This window comes from Streptomyces sp. NPDC059785 (assembly GCF_042732375.1).
Lineage (GTDB): Bacteria > Actinomycetota > Actinomycetes > Streptomycetales > Streptomycetaceae > Streptomyces.
The window spans coordinates 125,522-146,190 of sequence record NZ_JBHWHV010000002.1 but is presented as its reverse complement, the minus strand read 5'-3'; the positions used below and the strand labels follow the sequence as shown (position 1 = coordinate 146,190).

15 protein-coding genes are annotated in these 20,669 nt (G+C 71.9%); 12 read left to right on the top strand and 3 right to left on the bottom strand.

Features of this window, described 5'->3' with window-relative positions; genetic code table 11:
- Positions 1–48: 48 nt before the first annotated feature.
- The 12 genes from ACFV6E_RS02085 (at position 49) to ACFV6E_RS02030 (ending at position 15,501) form a co-directional block, all read left to right on the top strand.
- Positions 49–1,470, top strand: a complete 1,422-nt coding sequence (locus ACFV6E_RS02085) for a Gfo/Idh/MocA family protein (RefSeq protein ID WP_385458863.1) — start codon at positions 49–51, stop codon at positions 1,468–1,470.
- A 33-nt stretch (positions 1,471–1,503) separates the two neighbouring features.
- Positions 1,504–2,514 carry a sugar phosphate isomerase/epimerase family protein gene (locus ACFV6E_RS02080; protein ID WP_385458861.1) on the top strand — a complete coding sequence of 337 codons (1,011 nt, stop codon included), beginning with the start codon at positions 1,504–1,506 and terminating at the stop codon, positions 2,512–2,514.
- Positions 2,515–2,652: 138 nt separating this feature from the next.
- Entirely contained in the window at positions 2,653–5,160 is a 2,508-nt protein-coding gene (locus ACFV6E_RS02075; RefSeq protein ID WP_385458859.1) for a PQQ-dependent sugar dehydrogenase, read from the top strand.
- 33 nt (positions 5,161–5,193) lie between these two features.
- Positions 5,194–6,588, top strand: coding sequence for a ThuA domain-containing protein (locus ACFV6E_RS02070; protein WP_385458857.1), 1,395 nt, complete (start codon positions 5,194–5,196; stop codon positions 6,586–6,588).
- Positions 6,589–6,718: 130 nt separating this feature from the next.
- A complete protein-coding gene (locus tag ACFV6E_RS02065) occupies positions 6,719–7,936 on the top strand; it encodes an inositol-3-phosphate synthase (RefSeq protein WP_385166566.1) in 1,218 nt (405 codons plus the stop codon).
- Positions 7,933–8,949: an SCO3242 family prenyltransferase gene (locus ACFV6E_RS02060; RefSeq protein WP_385166565.1), complete on the top strand. Its 1,017-nt coding sequence runs from the start codon at positions 7,933–7,935 to the stop codon at positions 8,947–8,949. Before ACFV6E_RS02065 ends, ACFV6E_RS02060 begins: the two co-directional genes overlap by 4 nt.
- A gap of 53 nt (positions 8,950–9,002) precedes the next feature.
- Entirely contained in the window at positions 9,003–9,932 is a 930-nt protein-coding gene (locus ACFV6E_RS02055; RefSeq protein WP_385166563.1) for a sugar phosphate isomerase/epimerase family protein, read from the top strand.
- Positions 9,933–9,997: 65 nt separating this feature from the next.
- The gene (locus tag ACFV6E_RS02050) at positions 9,998–10,603 is read left to right on the top strand and encodes an EboA domain-containing protein (RefSeq protein WP_385166614.1); all 606 of its coding nucleotides are present in this window, start codon (positions 9,998–10,000) and stop codon (positions 10,601–10,603) included.
- Positions 10,603–11,568, top strand: coding sequence for a TatD family hydrolase (locus ACFV6E_RS02045; RefSeq protein WP_385458855.1), 966 nt, complete (start codon positions 10,603–10,605; stop codon positions 11,566–11,568). Before ACFV6E_RS02050 ends, ACFV6E_RS02045 begins: the two co-directional genes overlap by 1 nt.
- A gap of 3 nt (positions 11,569–11,571) precedes the next feature.
- On the top strand, positions 11,572–12,741 hold the full coding sequence (gene eboE, locus ACFV6E_RS02040; RefSeq protein ID WP_385458853.1) for a metabolite traffic protein EboE: 1,170 nt from the start codon (positions 11,572–11,574) through the stop codon (positions 12,739–12,741).
- Entirely contained in the window at positions 12,738–14,135 is a 1,398-nt protein-coding gene (locus ACFV6E_RS02035; RefSeq protein WP_385458851.1) for an alkaline phosphatase family protein, read from the top strand. The genes eboE and ACFV6E_RS02035 overlap by 4 nt, the downstream gene beginning before the upstream one ends.
- Positions 14,136–14,304: 169 nt before the next feature.
- Positions 14,305–15,501, top strand: coding sequence for a sugar phosphate isomerase/epimerase family protein (locus ACFV6E_RS02030; protein WP_385166556.1), 1,197 nt, complete (start codon positions 14,305–14,307; stop codon positions 15,499–15,501).
- 115 nt (positions 15,502–15,616) lie between these two features.
- Here the strand turns inward: ACFV6E_RS02030 and ACFV6E_RS02025 are convergent, their stop codons facing one another.
- The 3 genes from ACFV6E_RS02025 to ACFV6E_RS02015 all read right to left on the bottom strand — a co-directional run bounded on the left by ACFV6E_RS02025 (position 15,617) and on the right by ACFV6E_RS02015 (position 20,666).
- The gene (locus ACFV6E_RS02025) at positions 15,617–17,011 is read right to left on the bottom strand and encodes an OFA family MFS transporter (RefSeq protein WP_385166554.1); all 1,395 of its coding nucleotides are present in this window, start codon (positions 17,009–17,011) and stop codon (positions 15,617–15,619) included.
- Position 17,012: 1 nt separating this feature from the next.
- Positions 17,013–18,398 (bottom strand): OFA family MFS transporter, encoded by a 1,386-nt coding sequence (locus ACFV6E_RS02020; protein ID WP_385166552.1) that lies wholly within the window; start codon positions 18,396–18,398, stop codon positions 17,013–17,015.
- Between the two features lie 123 nt (positions 18,399–18,521).
- On the bottom strand, positions 18,522–20,666 hold the full coding sequence (locus ACFV6E_RS02015; protein ID WP_385458849.1) for an acetate--CoA ligase family protein: 2,145 nt from the start codon (positions 20,664–20,666) through the stop codon (positions 18,522–18,524).
- Positions 20,667–20,669: the final 3 nt, after the last annotated feature.

Genomic DNA, 20,669 nt, shown 5'->3' with positions numbered 1-20,669 from the left:
GACGGCCGCGACGGCCAGGACGGCCACGACGACGAGGAGGACATCCGCATGGGACAGCCGCACCAGGGCGAGGAAGCCGGGGCCGGGACGCCCGGGGCTGACGGGACCGGGGCCGGGGGGTTCGGCGCCGGGGGAGCCGGGGTCGGAGCCGAGGTGTCCGGGGGCGAGTCCGGCAAGCCGCCGCTGCGCGTCGGCATGGTCGGTTACGCGTTCATGGGCGCCGCCCACTCGCAGGGCTGGCGTACCGCGGGCCGCGTCTTCGACCTGCCGCTCCGCCCGGTGCTCGCCGCCGTCTGCGGCCGTGACGGGGCGGCCGTCCGGGCGATGGCCGACCGGCACGGCTGGGCCGCGGCCGAGACCGACTGGCGGGAGCTGATCGCCCGGGACGACGTTGACCTCGTCGACATCTGCACCCCCGGCGACAGCCACGCCGAGATCGCCGTCGCCGCGCTGGCCGCGGGCAAGCACGTGCTGTGCGAGAAACCCCTGGCGAACACGGTCGAGGAGGCGGAGGCCATGACCGCCGCCGCCGAGGCCGCCGCGGAGCGCGGACAGCTCGCCATGGTCGGCTTCAACTACCGCCGGCTGCCCGCAACGGCGCTCGCCCGGTCGATGGTGGCCGACGGCCGCCTCGGCGCCCTGCGGCACGTCCGGGTGACGTACCTCCAGGACTGGCTGGTCGATCCCGAGTTCCCGCTGACCTGGCGGCTGCGCAGGGAACTGGCCGGCTCCGGCGCGCTCGGGGACCTGGGGGCGCACATCGTCGACCTGGCGCAGTACCTGGCGGGCGAACCGGTCGTCGGCGTCTCCGCGCTGACCGAGACGTTCGTCCGCGAACGCCCGCTGCCCCGGGGCGCGTCGAGCGGCCTGAGCGCGACCGGCTCCCCGGGCGGACCGGACGGCGGCGCTGCTCCGGGCGGCGCCGACGCCGTCTCGGCGGGCGGCACGGGTGGCACAGGCGGCACGGGTGGCACGGGCGGCGTCGGCGCGGTGACCGTCGATGACGCAGCCCTCTTCACCGGCCGCTTCGCCTCCGGGGCCCTCGCCTCCTTCGAGGCCACCCGGTTCGCCACCGGACGCAAGAACGCGCTGCGCATCGAGCTCAACGGCGAGCGCGGCTCGCTCGCCTTCGACCTGGAGCGCCTGAACGAACTCTCGTACCACGACCACACCGAGCCCGGCGCCTACGCGGGCTTCCGCCGGATCCTCGTCACCGAACCCGACCACCCCTACCTGGACGCCTGGTGGCCGCCGGGCCACGGCCTCGGCTACGAGCACACCTTCGTGCACCAGGCCCGCGACCTGGTGCGGGCGATCGCCGGGGGCCGCACGCCCGTGCCGTCCTTCGCCGACGGCCTGCGCGTACAGCGCGTCCTGGCGGCCGTCGAGGAGAGCGCCGCGAAGAACTCCGTCTACACCCCCGTCCCGTCCGTCCAGTCCTTTCCGTCCATCCCGTCCATCTCGTCCTGAGTGATCCGTCTTGGCCCGAGGAGGCTTCGAGGCATGCCCCGCACCTTCACGCTCTTCACCGGCCAGTGGGCCGACCTGCCGCTCGAGGAGGTCTGCCGGCTCGCCCGCGACTTCGGTTACGACGGGCTCGAACTCGCTTGCTGGGGCGACCACTTCGAGGTCGACAAGGCGCTCGCCGACCCCGCGTACATCGCGTCGCGCCACCAGCTCCTCGACAAGTACGGTCTCAAGTGCTGGGCGGTCTCCAACCACCTGGTCGGCCAGGCCGTCTGCGACGCCATCATCGACGAGCGCCACCGGGCGATCCTGCCCGCGCGTATCTGGGGCGACGGCGAGCCCGAGGGCACACGGCAGCGGGCCGCCGCCGAGATCGCCGACACCGCGCGGGCCGCCGCGGCCTTCGGGGTCGACACCGTCATCGGCTTCACCGGCTCGGCGATCTGGCACCTGGTCGCCATGTTCCCGCCGGCGCCCGAGTCGATGATCGAGCGCGGCTACGAGGACTTCGCCACGCGCTGGAACCCGATTCTCGACGTCTTCGACGCCGAAGGCGTCCGCTTCGCGCACGAGGTCCACCCCAGCGAGATCGCCTACGACTACTGGACGACGCGGCGCGCGCTGGAGGCCGTGGACCACCGCCCGGCCTTCGGCCTGAACTTCGACCCCTCGCATTTCGTCTGGCAGGACCTCGACCCGGTCGGCTTCCTGTGGGACTTCCGCGACCGGATCTACCACGTCGACTGCAAGGAGGCCCGCAAGCGGCTCGACGGGCGCAACGGCCGGCTCGGCTCCCACCTGCCCTGGGGCGACCCGCGCCGCGGCTGGGACTTCGTCTCCGCGGGCCACGGCGACGTCCCCTGGGAGGACGTGTTCCGGATGCTGCGCTCCATCGACTACACCGGCCCCGTGTCCGTGGAGTGGGAGGACGCCGGCATGGACCGGCTGCAAGGCGCCCCCGAGGCCCTGGCCCGTCTCAAGACCTTCGACTTCGAGCCGCCGTCGGCCTCCTTCGACGCGGCGTTCGGCGGCGGCGACCAGCCCTAGACCGCCCGCGTTCACGCTCCACAGGGCGGCCGGAACCGGGCCGCCCCACCGAACTCCGGGGTGACGGCGCACCCCGGCGCACCGTACCCGCCCGTACGACCAGCCCCTACACGGAGGCATCTCGTGCACCCCACCGGCATGAACACCGGCAGGAACGCCGGCAGGAACGGAAAACCCCACGGTCCCGCCAGACGCACCGGAGTGCGCAGGGCGCTCGCCCTGCTGAGCGGCGCCCTGCTCGCGGCCGCTTCCCTCACCCTCACCGCGCCCCAGGCCGGCGCGGCCGTCGCCGATCCGGGCGGTGCCCCGGCGGCCGCTGCCGCCGAGGACTTCCAGCAGGTCACCCTCGCCAAGGGCGAGCCCGAGGTCGGCGAGCCGATGTCGCTGGCCGTACTGCCCGACCGCTCCGTGCTGCACACCTCGCGCGACGGCGAACTGCGGCTCACCGACAGCGCGGGCAACACCACGCTGGCGGGCAGGCTCGACGTGTACAGCCACGACGAGGAGGGCCTCCAGGGCGTCGGCATCGACCCCGGCTTCGCCGACAACCGCTTCATCTACCTCTACTACGCGCCGCCCCTGGACACCCCCGCGGGCGACGCCCCCGAAACCGGCACCGCCGCCGACTTCGCCCCCTTCGACGGCGTCAACCGGCTCTCGCGCTTCGTGCTGAACACGGACGGCACCCTGGACACGGCCAGCGAGACGAAGATCCTCGACGTGCCGACCTCCCGGGGCATCTGCTGTCACGTGGGCGGTGACATCGACTTCGACGCGGACGGCAACCTCTACCTGTCGACCGGCGACGACTCCAACCCGTTCCAGTCCGACGGCTTCAGCCCGCTCGACGAGCGCACCGACCGCAACCCCGCCTTCGACGCCCAGCGCAGCTCCGGCAACACCAACGACCTGCGCGGCAAGATCCTGCGCATCAAGGTCGACGCGGACGGCTCGTACACCATCCCGGACGGCAACCTCTTCGCCCCCGGCACGGACAGGACCCGGCCCGAGATCTACGCCATGGGCTTCCGCAACCCGTTCCGCTTCAGCGTCGACAAGGAGACCGGCATCCTCTACGTCGGCGACTACGGCCCGGACGCCGGCGCCGCCGACCCGTCCCGGGGCCCGGCGGGCCAGGTCGAGTTCGCCCGCGTGACGGCTCCCGGGAACTTCGGCTGGCCCTACTGCACCGGCGACAACGACGCCTACGTCGACTACGACTTCGCGACGCAGACGTCCGGACCGTCCTTCGACTGCGCCGCGCCGAAGAACGACTCGCCGCACAACACCGGACTGACCGACCTGCCTCCCGCGCAGGCCGCGTGGATCCCGTACGACGGCGCGTCCGTCCCCGAGTTCGGCGACGGCTCCGAGTCGCCGATGGGCGGCCCGGTCTACCACTACGACGCCTCGCTCGACTCGCCCGTGAAGTTCCCCGAGGCGTACGACGGCGACTTCTTCGCCGGGGAGTTCGGCCGCCGCTGGATCAAGCGGATCACCTCGGACGCCGGTGGCGCCGTGCAGTCGATCAACGACGTCCCCTGGACCGGCACCCAGGTGATGGACATGGCCTTCGGCCCCGACGGCGCGCTGTACGTCCTCGACTACGGCACCGCCTGGTTCGGCGGCGACGAGTACTCGGGTCTCTACCGGATCGAGAACGCCACCGACGGGCACTCGCCCGTCGCACAGGCCGCGGCCGACCGCACCTCGGGCCAGGCCCCGCTGCGGGTGCGCTTCTCCTCGGCCGGCACCATCGACGCGGACGGCGACGCCCTCACCTACAGCTGGGACTTCGGCGACGGCGCCACGTCGACGGCGGCGAACCCGTCGCACCGCTACACGAAGAACGGAACCTACACGGCGACACTGACGGCGAAGGACCCCGACGGGCGCACCGGCAGCGCGAGCGTGCAGGTCGTCGTCGGCAACACCGCGCCCACGGTCGTGCTCCAACTGCCGCAGGATGGAGCGCTGTTCAGCTTCGGCGACGCGGTGCCGTTCCAGGTGAAGGTCACCGACCCCGAGGACGGCCGGACCATCGACTGCGCCAAGGTCAAGGTCACCTTCATCCTCGGCCACGACAGCCACGGCCACCCGCTCACCTCGGCGAACGGCTGCTCCGGCACCATCCAGACCAGCGCCGACGGCGGCCATGACGAGAACGCCAACATCTTCGGCGTCTTCGACGCCGAGTACACCGACAACGGAGGCGGCGGCCAGGAGGCCCTGACCTCGCACGACCAGAACGTGCTCCAGCCCCGGCACCGGCAGGCCGAGCACTACGGCGACGCCTCCGGGGTCACGGTGGTGAGCAGGAACTCGGCGCACGGCGGCAAGACGGTCGGCGACATCCACAACGGCGACTGGATCTCCTTCGAGCCGTACGTGCTGAGCAACGCCGAGTCGGTCACGGCCCGGGTCGCGGGTCCGGCCGGAACCCTGGAGATCAGGGCGGGCTCGCCCAAGGGCCGGCTGCTCGGCCGGACCGCCGTCACCGCGACCGGCGGCGCGGACACCTACCAGGACGTGACCGCCGACCTCGCGCACGCGCCGCGCGGCACGACCACGCTCTACCTCGTCTTCAAGGGCAAGGGGAGCGGAGCCCTGTACGAGGTGGACGACTTCACGTTCACCACCGGCTGAGCACACCGAGTCCACGAGAGGCTGTGATGTGTCATGCGCGCAACAGCACGTGTGCTGACGTCGGCCGCCGCGGCAGCCCTGCTCCTCGGCGGTGTCCCGGGGCCGGCGGCCTCCGTCCCCGCCGCCACCGGCGGTAACGGCGGGCAGGGCGCCGTCAGCGACAAGGGGCACGACGGCAAGCGCATCCTGGTCTTCTCCAAGACCGCCGGCTTCCGGCACGACTCGATCCCCGAGGGCGTCGCCGCCGTACGGGAACTCGGGGCGGTGCACGGCTTCGGTGTCGACGCCACCGAGGACGCGGGCGCCTTCACCGCCCGCAACCTCGCCCGGTACGACGCCGTGGTCTTCATGTCGACCACCGGCGACGTCCTGGACGACGCCCAGCAGCGGGCCTTCGAGCGGTACATCGGCCGCGGCGGCGCCTACGTCGGCGTCCACGCCGCCGCGGACACCGAGTACGACTGGGCCTTCTACGGCGGGCTCGCGGGCGCGTACTTCCAGTCGCACCCCGCGATCCAGCCCGCGACGGTCCGGGTGGAGGACCGGTCGCACCCGGCCACCTCGGGTCTCGACCCGGTCTGGAACCGCACCGACGAGTGGTACAACTACCGCTCCGACCCCCGGGACCGGGCCCGCGTCCTCGCCTCGCTCGACGAGTCGTCGTACAGCGGCGGCACGATGAACGGGGACCACCCCATCGCCTGGTGCCAGCACTACCGCGGCGGCCGCGCCTTCTACACCGGGGGCGGCCACACCGAGGAGTCCTACGCGGACCCCGCCTTCCGGCAGCACCTGCTGGGCGGGATCCGCTGGGCCGTCGGCGAGGCACAGGCGGACTGCCGCCCGGAGAACGGCTACCGGCCGCTCTTCGACGGCACCGCCGAGTCGCTTGCGGCGTGGAAACAGGCCGGGCCCGGCACGTTCACCCGCTCCGACGACGGAACGCTCACGTCCTCGGGCGGCATGGGCATGCTGTGGTACGCGGCCTCGGGCTTCGGCTCGTACTCGCTGAAGCTCGACTGGCGCATGGCCGGCGACGACAACTCCGGCGTGTTCGTGGGCTTCCCGGCCTCGGACGACCCGTGGTCCGCCGTCGACAACGGCTACGAGATCCAGATCGACGCCACCGACGCGCCCGACCGCACCACCGGGTCCGTGTACAGCTTCCAGTCCGCCGACACCGTCAGGCGCGACCGCGCGCTGAATCCGCCGGGGGAGTGGAACACGTACGAGATCCGCGTGGAGGGCGAGCGGCTGCGTGTCTTCCTCAACGGCGTGAAGATCAACGATTTCACCAACACCGATCCGGCCCGGAGCCTGCGCGACGGCCACCTCGGCATCCAGAACCACGGAGCCGACGACCAGGTCTCCTTCCGCAACATCCGGATCAGGGAACTGCCCGCGCGGTCCGCCGCGCCGGGCCGCTGAACGGCGGCGGGCGGGAGACGCCGGACTCCCGCCCGCCGTCCCGCACCCCTCCGCGCTCCGGGTGCGCCCGACACGCCCCGCACACTCGCCGCTTGCCCGCCGTGGCCGACGTACGACCAGGAGGTTGTCCATGTCCGCGTCCCCTTCCGTGCCTGGAATGCCCGCCCCCCGGGTGGGGGTGTGGCTGATCGGAGCGCGCGGCTCCGTCGCCACCACCGTCGTCGCCGGCTGCGCCGCCCTGACCGCCGGTCTGCACGCCCCGACGGGCCTGGTCACCGAGACCGGCCTCTTCACCGGCAGCGGCCTGCCGACCCTGCCGTCCCTCGTCTTCGGCGGCCACGACACGGTGGACTGCCCGCTGTCCAAGCGGGCGGAACACCTGGCCGCCGGCGGAGTGCTCCCGCCCGGCCTGCCCGCCGCGGTCACCGCCGAACTCGACGCCGCCGACGCCGAGATCAGGCCCGGCGGCCCCGCCCCCGGAGACTCCCGCGCCCAGGACGAGCTGACCGAGACCTTCGCCGCGGACATCCGTGACTTCGTACGACGACGGGGTCTGGCCCGGGCCGTGGTGGTGAACGTGGCGTCCACGGAACCGGAGCCGCCGGGGCCGGGGTCGACTCGGGCACCGACGCCGGGGCTCGGCGAGGCCGCGCCCGCCGGACCCGCGTCGCCAGGCCGCCCGCTGCCCGCCAGTTCCCTGTACGCTGCGGCGGCCCTGCGCGCGGGCTGCCCCTACGTGAACTTCACCCCGTCGACGGGCCTCCACCACCCCGCGCTCGCGCCCCTGGCCGAGTCCTGCGGTCTGCCCTACGCGGGCCGCGACGGCAAGACCGGACAGACCCTGCTGCGGTCGGTCCTCGGACCGATGTTCGCCCAGCGCGCGCTACGGGTCAGGGCCTGGTCCGGCACCAACCTGCTGGGCGGCGGCGACGGCGCCTCCCTCGCCGATCCGGCCGCCGCGGCGGCGAAGAACGCGGGCAAGGAACGGGTACTGGCCGAGACCCTCGGCACGGTGCCCGAGGGCGAGGTGCACATCGACGACGTGCCCGCCCTCGGCGACTGGAAGACCGCCTGGGACCACATCGCCTTCGACGGTTTCCTCGGCACCCGCATGGTCCTCCAGACCACCTGGCAGGGCTGCGACTCCGCCCTCGCGGCCCCGCTCGTCCTCGACCTCGCCCGTCTGACGGCCCGCGCCCACGAGGCCGGCCTCACCGGCCCGCTCGGCGAACTCGCCTTCTACTTCAAGGACCCCGTGGGCGACGCCCCCGCGTCCCTCGGCGAGCAGTACGCGGCCCTGGCCCGTCTCGCGGAACAACTGCGACGGCTGCCGGAGGAGAACCGGTGAGGCCGGGTGCCGCGGCGTGGGCCGAACTGCTGCGGCTGCCCGCCCTGTTCACCGTCCCCGGGGACGCGCTGGCGGGCGCGGCCTGTGCCGGCTCCCGTCCGACCGGACGCACCCTGCTCGCCGCCGGCGCCTCCGTCTGCCTGTACGAGGCGGGCATGGCCCTGAACGACTGGGCCGACCGGGCGGAGGACGCCGTCGAACGCCCGCACCGCCCGCTGCCCTCCGGCCGCGTCCGTCCGGCGTCCGCCCTCCTCGCCGCGTCCGGCCTCACGGCGGCCGGCCTCGCCCTGGCCGCCCGAGCGGGCCGCCCCGCCCTCGCGGTCGCGGCACCGCTCGCGGCCACGGTCTGGGCGTACGACCTGGCGCTGAAGCGGACCTCTGCCGGACCGGCGGCCATGGCCACGGCCCGCGGCCTCGACCTGCTCCTGGGCGCGGCCGCCACCACCGGCCGTACCCGGGGTGCTCTGCCCTCCGCCGTGACGCTGGGCGCGCACACCCTCGCCGTGACCCACGTGTCACGCCGCGAGACACAGGGCGGTTCCTCCGGCGCCCAGCTTGCCGCGCTGGCCGTGACCGGCGCACTCACCGCTCGGCTGCTGACGCCCCGGCCGACGGCCGCGACCCGGCCGAACACCCTCCGCAAAATCTCCAGCATCCCTTCCATCCACGCCCTGCCCCTCGCCGCCCGGCCCGGCAATGCCGTGCCGAGCAGTGCCGTCCCCAGGACTGGCGCGCCCCTCAGCGCCGTCCCCAGCATTGCCACGCCCCTCAGTGCCCTGCTCACCTGCGCACCGCCTCTCGCCTACGCCGCCACATCCGCCGGTCCCCTCATCCATGCCGCCCTCAACCCGTCACCTCCGCTCACCCAGCGAGCCGTCGGCGCCGGCATCCGCGCCCTGATCCCCCTCCAGGCCGCCCTCGCCGCGCGGGCCGGAGCCCCGTTCGCGGCCCTGCTGACCGCCGCCCTCGCCCCGGCGGCCCGCACGTTCGCCCGGCGGGTGAGCGTCACCTGAACCCGGGTGGGCCGAAGAAGTCCGTCTCGTCGTGAGGAAGGTGAGCGCGTCCCATGAACCCCACACCCGGCGGCCCCGCCCCGCACACGGCCCCCGCTCGAGCAGCCGAACGCCTCCGTTTCGGCTACGGCACCAACGGCCTCACCGACCTCCGTCTCGACGACGCCCTCGCCCTCCTCGCCGAACTCGGCTACGACGGGGTGGGACTCACCCTCGACCACATGCACCTCGACCCGCTCGCCCCGGACCTCGCCGCCCGTACCCGTGCGGTGGCCCGCAGGCTGGACGCGCTCGGCCTGGACGTCACCGTCGAGACCGGCGCCCGCTACGTGCTCGACCCACGCCGCAAACACGGCCCGTCGCTCCTCGACCCGGACCCCGACGACCGGGCCCGCCGCGTCGCTCTGCTGGTACGGGCCGTGCAGGTGGCCGCCGATCTCGGCGCGCACGCCGTGCACTGCTTCAGCGGGACCACCCCGGCCGGTACCGACGAGGACACCGCCTTCAAACGCCTCGCCGAAGCGTTCGCCCCCGTACTGGACGCCGCCACCCAGGCCGGTGTCCCGCTCGCCGTCGAACCCGAACCGGGCCATCTGCTCGCCACTCTCGCCGACTTCCACCGGCTGCGCGAGGCACTCGGCGACCCCGGCACCCTCGGCCTGACCCTGGACATCGGCCACTGCCAGTGCCTGGAGCCGCTGCCGCCCGCCGACTGCGTGCGCGCCGCCGCGCCCTGGCTGCGCCACGTCCAGATCGAGGACATGCGCCGCGGTGTCCACGAACACCTTCCGTTCGGGGACGGGGAGATCGACTTCCCGCCCGTACTCCGCGCCCTGGCCGAGACCGGATACCAGGCGCTCACCGTCGTCGAACTGCCCCGCCACTCCCATGCGGGCCCCCGGTTCGCCGAACAGTCCCTCCCGTTCCTCCACCGCGCGGCCCGGGCGATCCCCGAAGGCCCCGACGAAGGGAGAACCCCGTGAGACAGCACGCCGGCCCCGGCCACGAACGCCGGACGGACCCCACCGAGCCACCCGTCCTCACCGCCCTGCGCACTGACCTGAACAGCCGGCTCGGTGCCGACGCCCGGGCCTGGCTCGACCAGGCGCTGGACGAGGCGACCGCGCATCCCGGCACACGCGGGCCAGTCTCGGCCTGGGAACTGCGGATCGCCGAGGCCGGCCGCCGCTGCGGAGCCGAACACGCCGACGCCGCCCGCGTCCTCCTCCTGTGCGCCGCCCGCGCGGACGCCGCCGCGCTGACCCGCGTCTACCGCCAGGGCACCGCCGCCGAACGCCGGGCCGTCCTCCAGGCCCTGCCCCATCTCGTGCCCGGCCCCGACGCCCTTCCCCTTGTCGAGGACGCCCTCCGTACCAACGACACCCGGCTCGTCGCCGCCGCCGTCGGCTTCTACGCCGCCCGCCATCTCGACCCCCACAACTGGCGTCATGCCGTCCTGAAATGCCTGTTCACCGGTGTCCCCGTCGACGCGGTGGCCGACCTGTCCCAGCGCGCCCACGCCGACCCCGAACTAGCCCGCATGCTCGGCGACTACGCGGCGGAGCGCACCGCCGCGGGCCGCCGCGTGCCCGAGGATCTGCACCGCGTGCTCGCCCTCACCGGACCAGCCACCCCGCCCGGCAAGGAGTCCTGATGCGCATCTTCGACCCCCACATCCACATGACCTCGCGGACCACCGACGACTACGAGGCCATGCACGCTGCGGGCGTACGCGCGGTGGTGGAACCGTCCTTCTGGCTCGGCCAGCCCCGCACCTCGCCCGCCTCCTTCCTGGACTACTTCGACTCCCTGCTGGGCTGGGAGCCCTTCCGCGCCGCCCAGTACGGCATCGCCCACCACTGCACGCTCGCCCTCAACCCGAAGGAGGCCAACGACCCTCGCTGCGTGCCCGTACTGGACGAACTGCCGCGGTATCTCGTCAAGGACCAGGTGGTGGCCGTGGGCGAGATCGGCTACGACTCGATGACGCCGGCCGAGGACACCGCGCTCGCCGCCCAGCTGCAACTGGCCGCCGACCACGCACTGCCCGCCCTGGTCCACACCCCGCACCGCGACAAGCGGGCCGGGCTGCGCCGCACTCTGGACGTGGTGCGGGAATCCGCGCTGCCGGTAAACCGGGTGCTGGTCGACCACCTCAACGAGACGACCGCCAAGGAGGCGAAGGACAGCGGCTGCTGGCTGGGCTTCTCCGTCTATCCGGACACCAAGATGGACGGGCAGCGCATGGTCGCCGTCCTCGAGGAGTTCGGCCCGGAGAAGGTGCTGGTCAATTCGGCCGCCGACTGGGGCAGAAGCGATCCCTTGAAGACCCGCGAGGTGGGCCGGGCGATGCTCGCGGCCGGCTTCACCGAGGAGGATGTGGACCGGGTGCTCTGGCGCAACCCGGTCGCGTTCTACGGACTCAGCGGACGCCTGGACCTCGACGTCGCGGACACGGCGGCCACCCACGAGGGAAACTCCATCCTGCGCGGCGCGCCCAGGACCGCGGCCCCGGACGACCACGGCACCCGGGACAACGGCATCGACGCCCCGGACGGCCACGGCACACCGGGCAACGACGCCGATGCCCCGGACGGCGCCCCCGCGACGGGAGCGTGAGCCATGCGCTTCCGGCACCCCGACGGCTCCGTCGTCCACCTCGCCTACTGCACCAACGTGCACCCCGCCGAGACGCTCGACGGCGTACTCGCCCAGCTCCGTGACCACTGCGAACCCGTCCGCAGGCGGCTCGGCCGCGACCGCCTCGGCATCGGGCTCTGGCTGGCCAGGGACGCCGCCCGAGCCCTGGTCACCGACCCCGCCGCCCTGCGCGGCCTGCGCACCGAACTCGACCGCCGCGGCCTCGAAGTCGTCACGCTCAACGGCTTCCCCTACGAAGGGTTCGGCGCCGAAGAGGTCAAGTACCGCGTCTACAAGCCGGACTGGGCCGACCCCGAACGCCTCGACCACACCACCGCCCTGGCCCGCGTCCTCGCCCAGCTCCTCCCCGACGACGTCACCGAGGGCAGCATCTCCACGCTGCCCCTCGCCTGGCGCACCGCGTACGACGACGAGCGGGCCGCCGCAGCCCACGCCGCGCTGACCGCACTCGGCGACCGCCTGGACGCCCTGGAAGAGCTGACCGGCCGCTCCATCCGCATCGGCCTCGAACCGGAACCCGGCTGCACCGTCGAGACCACGCGGGACGCCATCGCCCCGCTCACCGCCCTCGACCACGACCGCATCGGCATCTGCGTCGACACCTGTCACCTCGCCACCTCCTTCGAAGACCCGCACACCGCCCTGGACGCACTCACCCGCGCGGGCATCCCCGTCGTCAAATCCCAGCTCTCCGCCGCCCTGCACGCCGAACACCCCCGTCTCCCCGAAGTCCGCACGGCCCTCGCCGTCTTCGACGAACCCCGCTTCCTGCACCAGACCCGCACCCGGACGTCCACCGCACTGCACGGCACCGACGACCTCGGACAGGCTCTCGCCGACGGCGCCCTGCCCACCGGCACTCCTTGGCGCGCCCACTTCCACGTCCCCCTGCACGCGGCCCCCGCCGCGCCGCTCACCTCCACGCTCCCCGTACTCCACGCCGCGCTCACCGGCCTCGTCGGCGGCCCGCACCCCCTCACCCGCCACCTGGAGGTCGAGACCTACACCTGGCAGGCCCTGCCACCCGAGCTGCGCCCCCGGGCCCGTGCCCAGCTCGCCGACGGCATCGCGGCCGAACTCACCCTCGCCCGCGACCTGCTGACGGACCTCGGCCTCAAGGAGCTGCCGTGAACCAGCCGCCGCCACCCCCCGGTCCCACTCCTCTCCTCGTCCTGGACGTCGTCGGCCTCACCCCCCGTCTCCTCGACCACATGCCCCACCTCAAGTCGCTCGGCCGGTCCGGCTCCCATGCCGCGCTCGGCACCGTCCTGCCCGCCGTGACCTGCGCCGCCCAGTCCACCTTCCTCACCGGCACCCACCCCGCCGAGCACGGCATCGTCGGCAACGGCTGGTACTTCCGCGAGCTCGGCGACGTACTCCTGTGGCGCCAGCACAACGGCCTGGTGTCCGGCGACAAACTGTGGGACGCTGCCCGCCGCGCGCACCCCGGCTACACCGTGGCCAACATCTGCTGGTGGTACGCCATGGGCGCCGACACCGACATCACCGTCACCCCCCGTCCCGTGTACTACGCCGACGGCCGCAAGGAACCCGACTGCTACACCCGGCCCCCGGCCCTGCACGACGAACTCACCGACCGCCTCGGCACCTTCCCCCTCTTCCACTTCTGGGGACCGGGCGCCGACCTGGTCTCCAGCCGGTGGATCATCGACGCGACCCGCCACATCATCCGGACCAGACGGCCGGACCTCACCCTGTGCTACCTCCCTCACCTCGACTACGACTTGCAGCGCTACGGCCCCGACGACCCGCGCTCCCTCAAGGCGGCCGCCGACCTGGACGCGGCCATGGCTCCTCTCCTGAACGACGCCCGGGCCGAAGGCCGTACCGTCGTCGCGCTGTCCGAGTACGGCATCACCCGCGCGGACCGGCCCGTCGACATCAACCGCGCCCTGCGCCGCGCCGGACTCCTCGAGGTGCACACGCAGGACGGCATGGAGTACCTCGACCCGATGGCCTCGCGCGCCTTCGCCGTCGCCGACCACCAGATCGCCCACGTGTACGTGCGCCGGCCGGAGGATCTGGCGGCGACCAGGGCCGCCCTGGCCGGACTGCCCGGCATCGAGCGACTCCTCGACGACGAGGGGAAGAAGGCCCACCATCTCGACCATCCGCGCTCCGGCGAGCTCGTCGCCGTCGCGGAGCCGGACGCCTGGTTCACGTACTACTACTGGCTCGACGACGACCGCGCGCCCGACTTCGCGCAGCTCGTCGAGATCCACCGCAAACCCGGCTACGACCCGGTCGAACTCTTCATGGACCCGCTCGACCCCTACGTCAAGGTCAAGGCGGCGACGGCGCTGGCCCGCAAGAAGCTCGGCATGCGCTACCGCATGGCGGTCGTGCCGCTGGACCCCTCACCTATTCGCGGCAGCCACGGTCGCCTGCCATCGAGCGACGACGACGGTCCGCTCATCATCTGCTCCACCCCCCGCGCGATCACCGGCCGCGTCGCGGCCACCGACGTGAAATCCCTGCTGCTCGACCTGGCCGGACTCGGATGACAGGACCCGAACCACCGGACGCGTATGACCGGATTCGATGGGCCGGTCGAGCGACTACGCACAGTGAAGCACGAAGCGCCGACAGCGCGTCCGGCCTGTGGATAACCATCGAATCCGCAGGTCAGCAGGCACCCGTTACCGCTGAACACCTATCCGAAAGAGAGACACCGTGACCGCGTTCAACGACGAATCCGGAACCGGCGACGCCCTGCGTCGCACTCTCGGCGTCGACCGCCGCCGTTTCCTCAGCACCTGCACCGCCGTGGCGGCCGGGGCCGTCGCCGCACCGGTCTTCGGGGCGGCCCCGGCCCTGGCCGGGGACCGGGGCAGAGACCACGACCACGGCCGTGGACACGACCACGGTCACGGACACGGCGGGGACGTCCTCGTCCCGCCCGCCAGGCGCGGCATCATCCTCTACACCGTCCGCGACGCGACGGGCCGCGACCCGCTGAGCTCGGACCTGCCTTCGGGCTTCCGCGAGGTCTTCAGGCAACTGTCGCGCTTCGGGTACCGGCAGGTGGAGTTCGCCGGCTACGGCCAGCACGCCAACGCGCCGGGCGGAGCCAGTCTGGAGTCCGTCGCGGGGGCCAGGCTGCTGCGTTCCTGGCTCGACGACTACGGGCTGCGGGCCCAGGGCAACCACGGCTTCATACCGTCCTCCTGGCCGCTGACCACCGCCGACCTGGACACCTTCAAGAAGCACCTGGAGATCGCCAACATCCTCGGCATGGACCACATGGGCACCGGCGGTGACCCCACCGGCAGCTCCTACCGGTCCGACTGGGACGTGGCGGCCGACAAGTGGAACGCGCTGGGCGCGATCGCCCGCCGCGAGGGCATCAAGCTGTACACGCACAACCACGACGCGGCCTATGGCTTCCTGCTCGACGGAGGCCCGCTGGACGACCAGGGCCGTCCGACCCGCAGCTCCGGCATCCGCAAGCTGGAGTACTTCCTGAAGGTCACCGACCCGAAGAACGTCTGGCTGGAGATGGACATCTTCTGGGCGCACGTGGCCCGGTACAAGTTCCACACCCACACCGCGCACGACGGCTCCACCCGGGAGAAGGTCTTCGACCCGGCCGGGCTCGTCGCCCGCAACAACAAGCGCTACCCGCTGTTCCACGCCAAGGACGGCACCGTCAACCCGGCCAACTCCGACGGCTGGGGGTACGACATGGTCACCTTCGGCACCGGCGACATCGACTACCGCACGTTCTTCTCCCGTGTCGGCGACCGGAACTACCACAACCCGATGATCGAACACGACTTCGCGCCGAGTGCCACCGATCCCGCGCAGTCCCTCAGTGTCGCGAAAGCCAGCTACGACAACCTCGCGGCGCTGCGCGGCAAGCGCCACTGAGCCCCGTACCGGCGCGTCTCGCCGGCCCGCACGCCCGGCTCACCCGTCCGCACGCCGGGCTGCCCTCCCCACAGCACACCGCGGGGAGGGCAGCCCGGCGTCGTACGGAGCCGTGTCACACGGCAGGCTGCGCCGCCGGATCCGTGTCACGGCCCGGCTGGCGCAGCAGCAGGGCCAGCGCCGCCGCCACCATGGAGATGCCGCCGGCCAGCGCGTAGGCGCCGTTGTAGCCCCAGGCCGCGACCACCATGGAGCCGAGGCCGCCGCCGAACAGGCCGCTGATCAGCTTGCCGCTGTAGACGAGGCCGTAGTTGGTGGCGTTGTAGTTCTCGCCGAAGTAGTCCGGGGTCAGCGCCGCGAACATCGGGTAGAACGCCCCGCCGCCGAAGCCGGAGAGGAAGGCGAAGAACAGGAAGAGCCATTCGTTCTTCAGGTCACCGGCCCAGATCACGCCGAACTGGGCGAGCCCCAGGACGACGATGACGAACACCAGGGTCAGCTTGCGGCCCCAGGTGTCGGACAGCCAGCCCACCACCGCCCGGCCGATGCCGTTGATGACGGCCATGACACCCATGGAGGACGCCGCGACCAGGGGACCAAAACCGACCTCCTTGGCGAAGTCGACCTGGAAGGATATCCCGAAGATGGACACCCCTGCTGTCATCACGAGAGTGACCCACATAAGGGGCAGCATTCCCGTTCTGATGGCTTCCTTGGGGGTGTACTGCTTCACCGCCGGAGGGTTCTTGGCGAGGCCGGCCGACGCCTTGCTGTCACCGTTGTGGGTGAGCGGGTCGACGTCCGCCGGCCACCAGTTCTTGGGCGGGTCCTTGAAGAAGAACGCGCAGGACAGGACGACGATCATCACGTAGCAGCCGATGAGGTCCAGTACGCGGTGGTAATTGCCGGTGTCGAACGCGTAGTTGAAGATGAAGATGAACGGCAATGAGCCGTAGGCGAAGCCGCCGTTGACGAACCCCGTCCTGGCGCCCCGGCGCTCGGGGAACCACTTGCCGACCATGTTGATGCAGGTCGCGTACACCAGGCCCGAGCCGAGTCCGCCGATCACCCCGAAGCCGAGGATGGCCAGCAGGACGTTGCTCAGGTGCGACAGGGCCAGGAAGCCCAGCACACACATGAACGCGCCGGTGTACATGGCCCTGCGGGCCGTCAGGACGCCCTTCTCCCGCAGCCAGCCCGCCGGGAAGGCGATGCCCGCCTGGAAGAAGACCCAGACGCTGAGGATCCAGAAGGTGTTGCTCTGCGTCCAGCCGTGCGCGTGGGACAGGGTGTCCTCCGCGGAGCCGTACGCGTACTCGAAGACGCTGATGGCCATCATGGCGATCCAGGGCAGGTACACCATGAACTTCCGTGAGTGGCCCAGGATGTCCCGGTCCGTCTCGCCGATCCGGTAGACGCGGCCGTGTGAGTCGGTGACTTCTCGGTACGAGCGGTTCGAGGCGCCGGTTCCGGTCGACGCGTCGGGTGTGGCGATGGGGTCCGCCGTCATATCACGCCATCTCCTCGCCGAGGGGCTGGGGGTTGGGGACGATGCGCGTCTTCGGCCGGTCCGGTGACTTCAGGAACAGAGCCAGCACGGCCGACGCGAGGCCGATGGAGCCTGCGAGAACGAAGGCGCCCTGGTAGTCCCAGGCGCCGACCACGACCGCCCCCATGCCGGAGCCCACCAGACCCGAGACGAGCTTCGAGCTGTAGACCATTCCGTAGTTGGAGGCGTTGTTGTTCTCGCCGAAGTAGTCCGCCGTCATGGCCGCGAACAGCGGGAAGATCGCGCCGCCGCCGAAGCCGGAGACCATGGAGCAGAACAGGAAGAACGGCATGCTGCCCATCTGGCCGGAGACCAGCACTCCGAACTGGGCCGAACCCAGCACCAGACACACGATGATCAGCGTGTTGCGGCGGCCGAAGCGGTCGGAGATCCAGCCGATCACGCCTCGCCCGGTGCCGTTGACGATGGCCTTCAGGGACATCGCGGTGGCCACGATGCCGCCCGCGAATCCCATGTCCTTGCCGAACGGCACCTGGAAGGCGATGCCGAAGATGTTGATGCCGGCCGTGCACAGCAGACAGAACCACATCATCCACAGGACGGGTGTCCGGGCGGCCTCCTTGGGGGTGTACTGCCGGACGGCGGGCGGGTTCTTCTCCAGCGCGCGCCGGATCTTCGGGTCGTCGGACACCTTGAGCGGGTCCACGTACGCGGGCCACCACCCCTTGGGAGGGTCCTTGAAGAACCAGCCGGCGACGGCGACGACGAGGCAGCAGATCAGCCCGACCGACACCAGGACGCCCTGGTAGTTGCCCAGGTCCATGTAGGAGGTGAACAGGAACACGAAGGGCACTGAGCCATAGGCGAAACCGCCGTTGACCAGGCCGGTCTTGCCGCCCTTGCGCTCCGGATACCACTTGCCGACCATGTTCACGCAGGTCGCGTAGACGAGGCCGGCGCCGATGCCGCTGAACATGCCGAAGCCGAGATAGGCGACCGTCACGTGCGGCGCGAACGCGAGCGAGAGATAGCCGAGGAACGTGCCCAGCGCGCCGAGCAGCATCGCGTACCGCGCGGGCAGCCGCCCGCTCTCACGCAGTTGCCCGGCCGGGAAGGCGACGGCCGCCTGGAAGAACACCCAGACACCCATCAGCCAGAAGATGTGTCCGCTGCTCCACAGATGCGCCTCGTGCAGGGTGTCCTCGGCCGAGGTGAACGCGTACTCCGAGGAACTGATGCCGAGCATGCCCATCCAGGGGAACAGCACCATGGTCCAGCGTGGTCGCCCCATGATGTCCCGGTCGGTCTCACCGATGCGGTACAGGCGGCCGTTGCGGTCCGTCACCTGCCTGTAGGGGACGGACGTCGATAGGTCGGTGGTTGTCATGTCGCGAAGCACCCCTTGCGTCGAAAGATCTGGCCAGCGCCCCCTGTCCAAATGCCTTTCGTGTGCGCACGGGTCCGGCGGGCGGCCGACGCGCACCGTCGGCCGCCCACTGCGTCGGTCAGCTCATGAACCGCCCCCCAACAGCCCCGCGGACCGCGCCCAGCGGTACTTCGCGCCGAGCACCGCCACCGGCTTCTCGGTCGTGTACGGGTACGCCACGACCCCGCGCTCGTAGAGGTACTGGCACGCCGCCTCGACCTCGACGTCGCCCGCGAGCGACGCCACCACCGGCTTCTCGATGCCGCGTTCGCGGAACTCGGCCACCACGCGCGCGGTGAGCTCGGCGAACACCATGGGAGGCGTGACGATGGTGTGCCAGTAACCGAGGACCAGGGCGTGGATCCGCGGGTCCTCGAGACCCAGCCGGATCGTCGCCTCGTAGGTCGACGGCGGCTCCCCGCCGGTGATGTCCACCGGGTTGCCCGCCGCCCCGAAGGGCGGGATGTACGTCCGGAAGGACGCGTCCAGGTCGGGCGGTATCTCCATCAGGGAGAGCCCGTTGTCGGTCACCGCGTCGGACAACAAGACTCCGCTGCCGCCCGCCCCGGTGATGATCACGACGTTGTCGCCCTGGGGGGTGGGAAGCACGGGCAACGCGCGCGCGTACTCCAGCATGTCGTTCAGCCCGGGGGCACGGATGACACCGGCCTGCCTGAGGATGTCGTCGTAGACGGCGTCGTCGCCCGCGAGCGCGCCCGTGTGCGAGCCGGCCGCCTTGGCGCCCGCCGCCGTACGGCCCGCCTTGAGGACGACCACCGGCTTCTTCGGCACCGTCTCCCGAGCGGCCTTCACGAAGGCGCGCCCGTCCTTGAGGTCCTCCAGGTGCATCGCGATGCACTCGGTGTGCGGGTCCTCGCCGAACCAGGTCAGCAGGTCGTCCTCGTCCAGGTCCGACTTGTTGCCGAGCCCGACGATCGCCGACACGCCCGTCTTCGTCGTGCGCGCGAAGCCCAGGATGGCCATTCCGATGCCACCGGACTGCGAGGTGAGCGCGACCCCGCCCTTGACGTCGTAGGGCGTGCAGAACGTGGCGCACAGGTCCTGCCACGTCGAGTAGTAGCCGTAGATGTTGGGCCCGAGCAGCCGCACCCCGTGCCGTTCGGCGACGGCCACGATCTCGTCCTGGAGCGCCTGCTCGCCGGTCTCCGCGAACCCGGAGGGGATGAGCACGGCGTTCGGGATCCTCTTGCGTCCCACTTCCTCCAGGGCGGCGGCCACGAGCTTGGCGGGGATCGCGAAGACCGCGACGTCCACCTCGCCGGGCACGTCGGTGACGCTCCGGTACGCCTTGCGCCCCAGGATGTCGTCGGCCTTGGGGTTCACCGGGTGGATCTCCCCGGGGAAGCCGCCGTCGACGAGGTTGCGCATGACCGAGTTGCCGATCTTCCCCTGCTCGTTGGAGGCACCGATCACGGCCACGGAGGAGGGCTGCATCAGCCGGCGCATCGAGGCGAGGATCTCCTCGCGCGCGTAGGTGCGCCGTTTCCTGGGCGCCGAGTCGGCGAGGATGACCCTGATGTCCGCAGCGACCGCGCCCTGCGGGGTGGCGATCACCGGGTTGAGGTCCACCTCGGCGATCTCCGGGAAGTCAGCCACGAGTTCGGAGACCCGGCGGATCTGCTCGGCGACCGCCCAGCGGTCCACGGCCGGCGCACCGCGCACGCCGCGCAGGATCTCCGCGGCCCGGATCGAGTCCAGCATCGACAGCGCCTCGTCGGCGTCCACGGGCGCGAGCCGGAACGTGACGTCCTTGAGGACCTCGACCAGCACACCGCCGAGCCCGAAGGCGACGACCTTCCCGAAGGTCGGGTCGGTCACGGCGCCGACGATGACCTCCTGTCCCTGGGGGAGCAGTTCCTGGACCTGCACACCGTCGATGCGGGCCCGGGGGTCGTACGTGCGCGCGTTCTCGACGATCGAGTGGAAGGCGGCGCGCACGTCGGCCGCGCCCTCCACGCCGACGATCACTCCGCCGGCGTCGGTCTTGTGCAGGATGTCGGGGGAGACGATCTTCATCACGACGGGCCCGCCGAACCGTGCCGCGCACGCCACCGCCTCGTCGACGTCGGCCGCCAGTTCCTCGCCGGGTACGGCGATCCCGTACGCGTCGGCGATCACCTTGCCCTCGGGCGCGGTGAGCGCGGTCCGGCCCTCGGCCCGCACAGCGTCGAGGAGTGTACGCACCCTGAGCGCCCGGTCTTCGGCCATCAA

What these genes read in the sequence shown, in the direction of transcription:
- ACFV6E_RS02085 (WP_385458863.1), top strand. Translation starts at nt 49, where the DNA reads ATGGGACAGCCGCACCAGGGCGAGGAAGCCGGGGCCGGGACGCCCGGG.
- ACFV6E_RS02080 (WP_385458861.1), top strand. Translation starts at nt 1,504, where the DNA reads ATGCCCCGCACCTTCACGCTCTTCACCGGCCAGTGGGCCGACCTGCCG.
- ACFV6E_RS02075 (WP_385458859.1), top strand. Translation starts at nt 2,653, where the DNA reads ATGAACACCGGCAGGAACGCCGGCAGGAACGGAAAACCCCACGGTCCC.
- ACFV6E_RS02070 (WP_385458857.1), top strand. Translation starts at nt 5,194, where the DNA reads ATGCGCGCAACAGCACGTGTGCTGACGTCGGCCGCCGCGGCAGCCCTG.
- ACFV6E_RS02065 (WP_385166566.1), top strand. Translation starts at nt 6,719, where the DNA reads ATGTCCGCGTCCCCTTCCGTGCCTGGAATGCCCGCCCCCCGGGTGGGG.
- ACFV6E_RS02055 (WP_385166563.1), top strand. Translation starts at nt 9,003, where the DNA reads ATGAACCCCACACCCGGCGGCCCCGCCCCGCACACGGCCCCCGCTCGA.
- ACFV6E_RS02045 (WP_385458855.1), top strand. Translation starts at nt 10,603, where the DNA reads ATGCGCATCTTCGACCCCCACATCCACATGACCTCGCGGACCACCGAC.
- eboE (WP_385458853.1), top strand. Translation starts at nt 11,572, where the DNA reads ATGCGCTTCCGGCACCCCGACGGCTCCGTCGTCCACCTCGCCTACTGC.
- ACFV6E_RS02025 (WP_385166554.1), bottom strand. Translation starts at nt 17,011, where the DNA reads ATGACGGCGGACCCCATCGCCACACCCGACGCGTCGACCGGAACCGGC.
- ACFV6E_RS02020 (WP_385166552.1), bottom strand. Translation starts at nt 18,398, where the DNA reads ATGACAACCACCGACCTATCGACGTCCGTCCCCTACAGGCAGGTGACG.
- ACFV6E_RS02015 (WP_385458849.1), bottom strand. Translation starts at nt 20,666, where the DNA reads ATGGCCGAAGACCGGGCGCTCAGGGTGCGTACACTCCTCGACGCTGTG.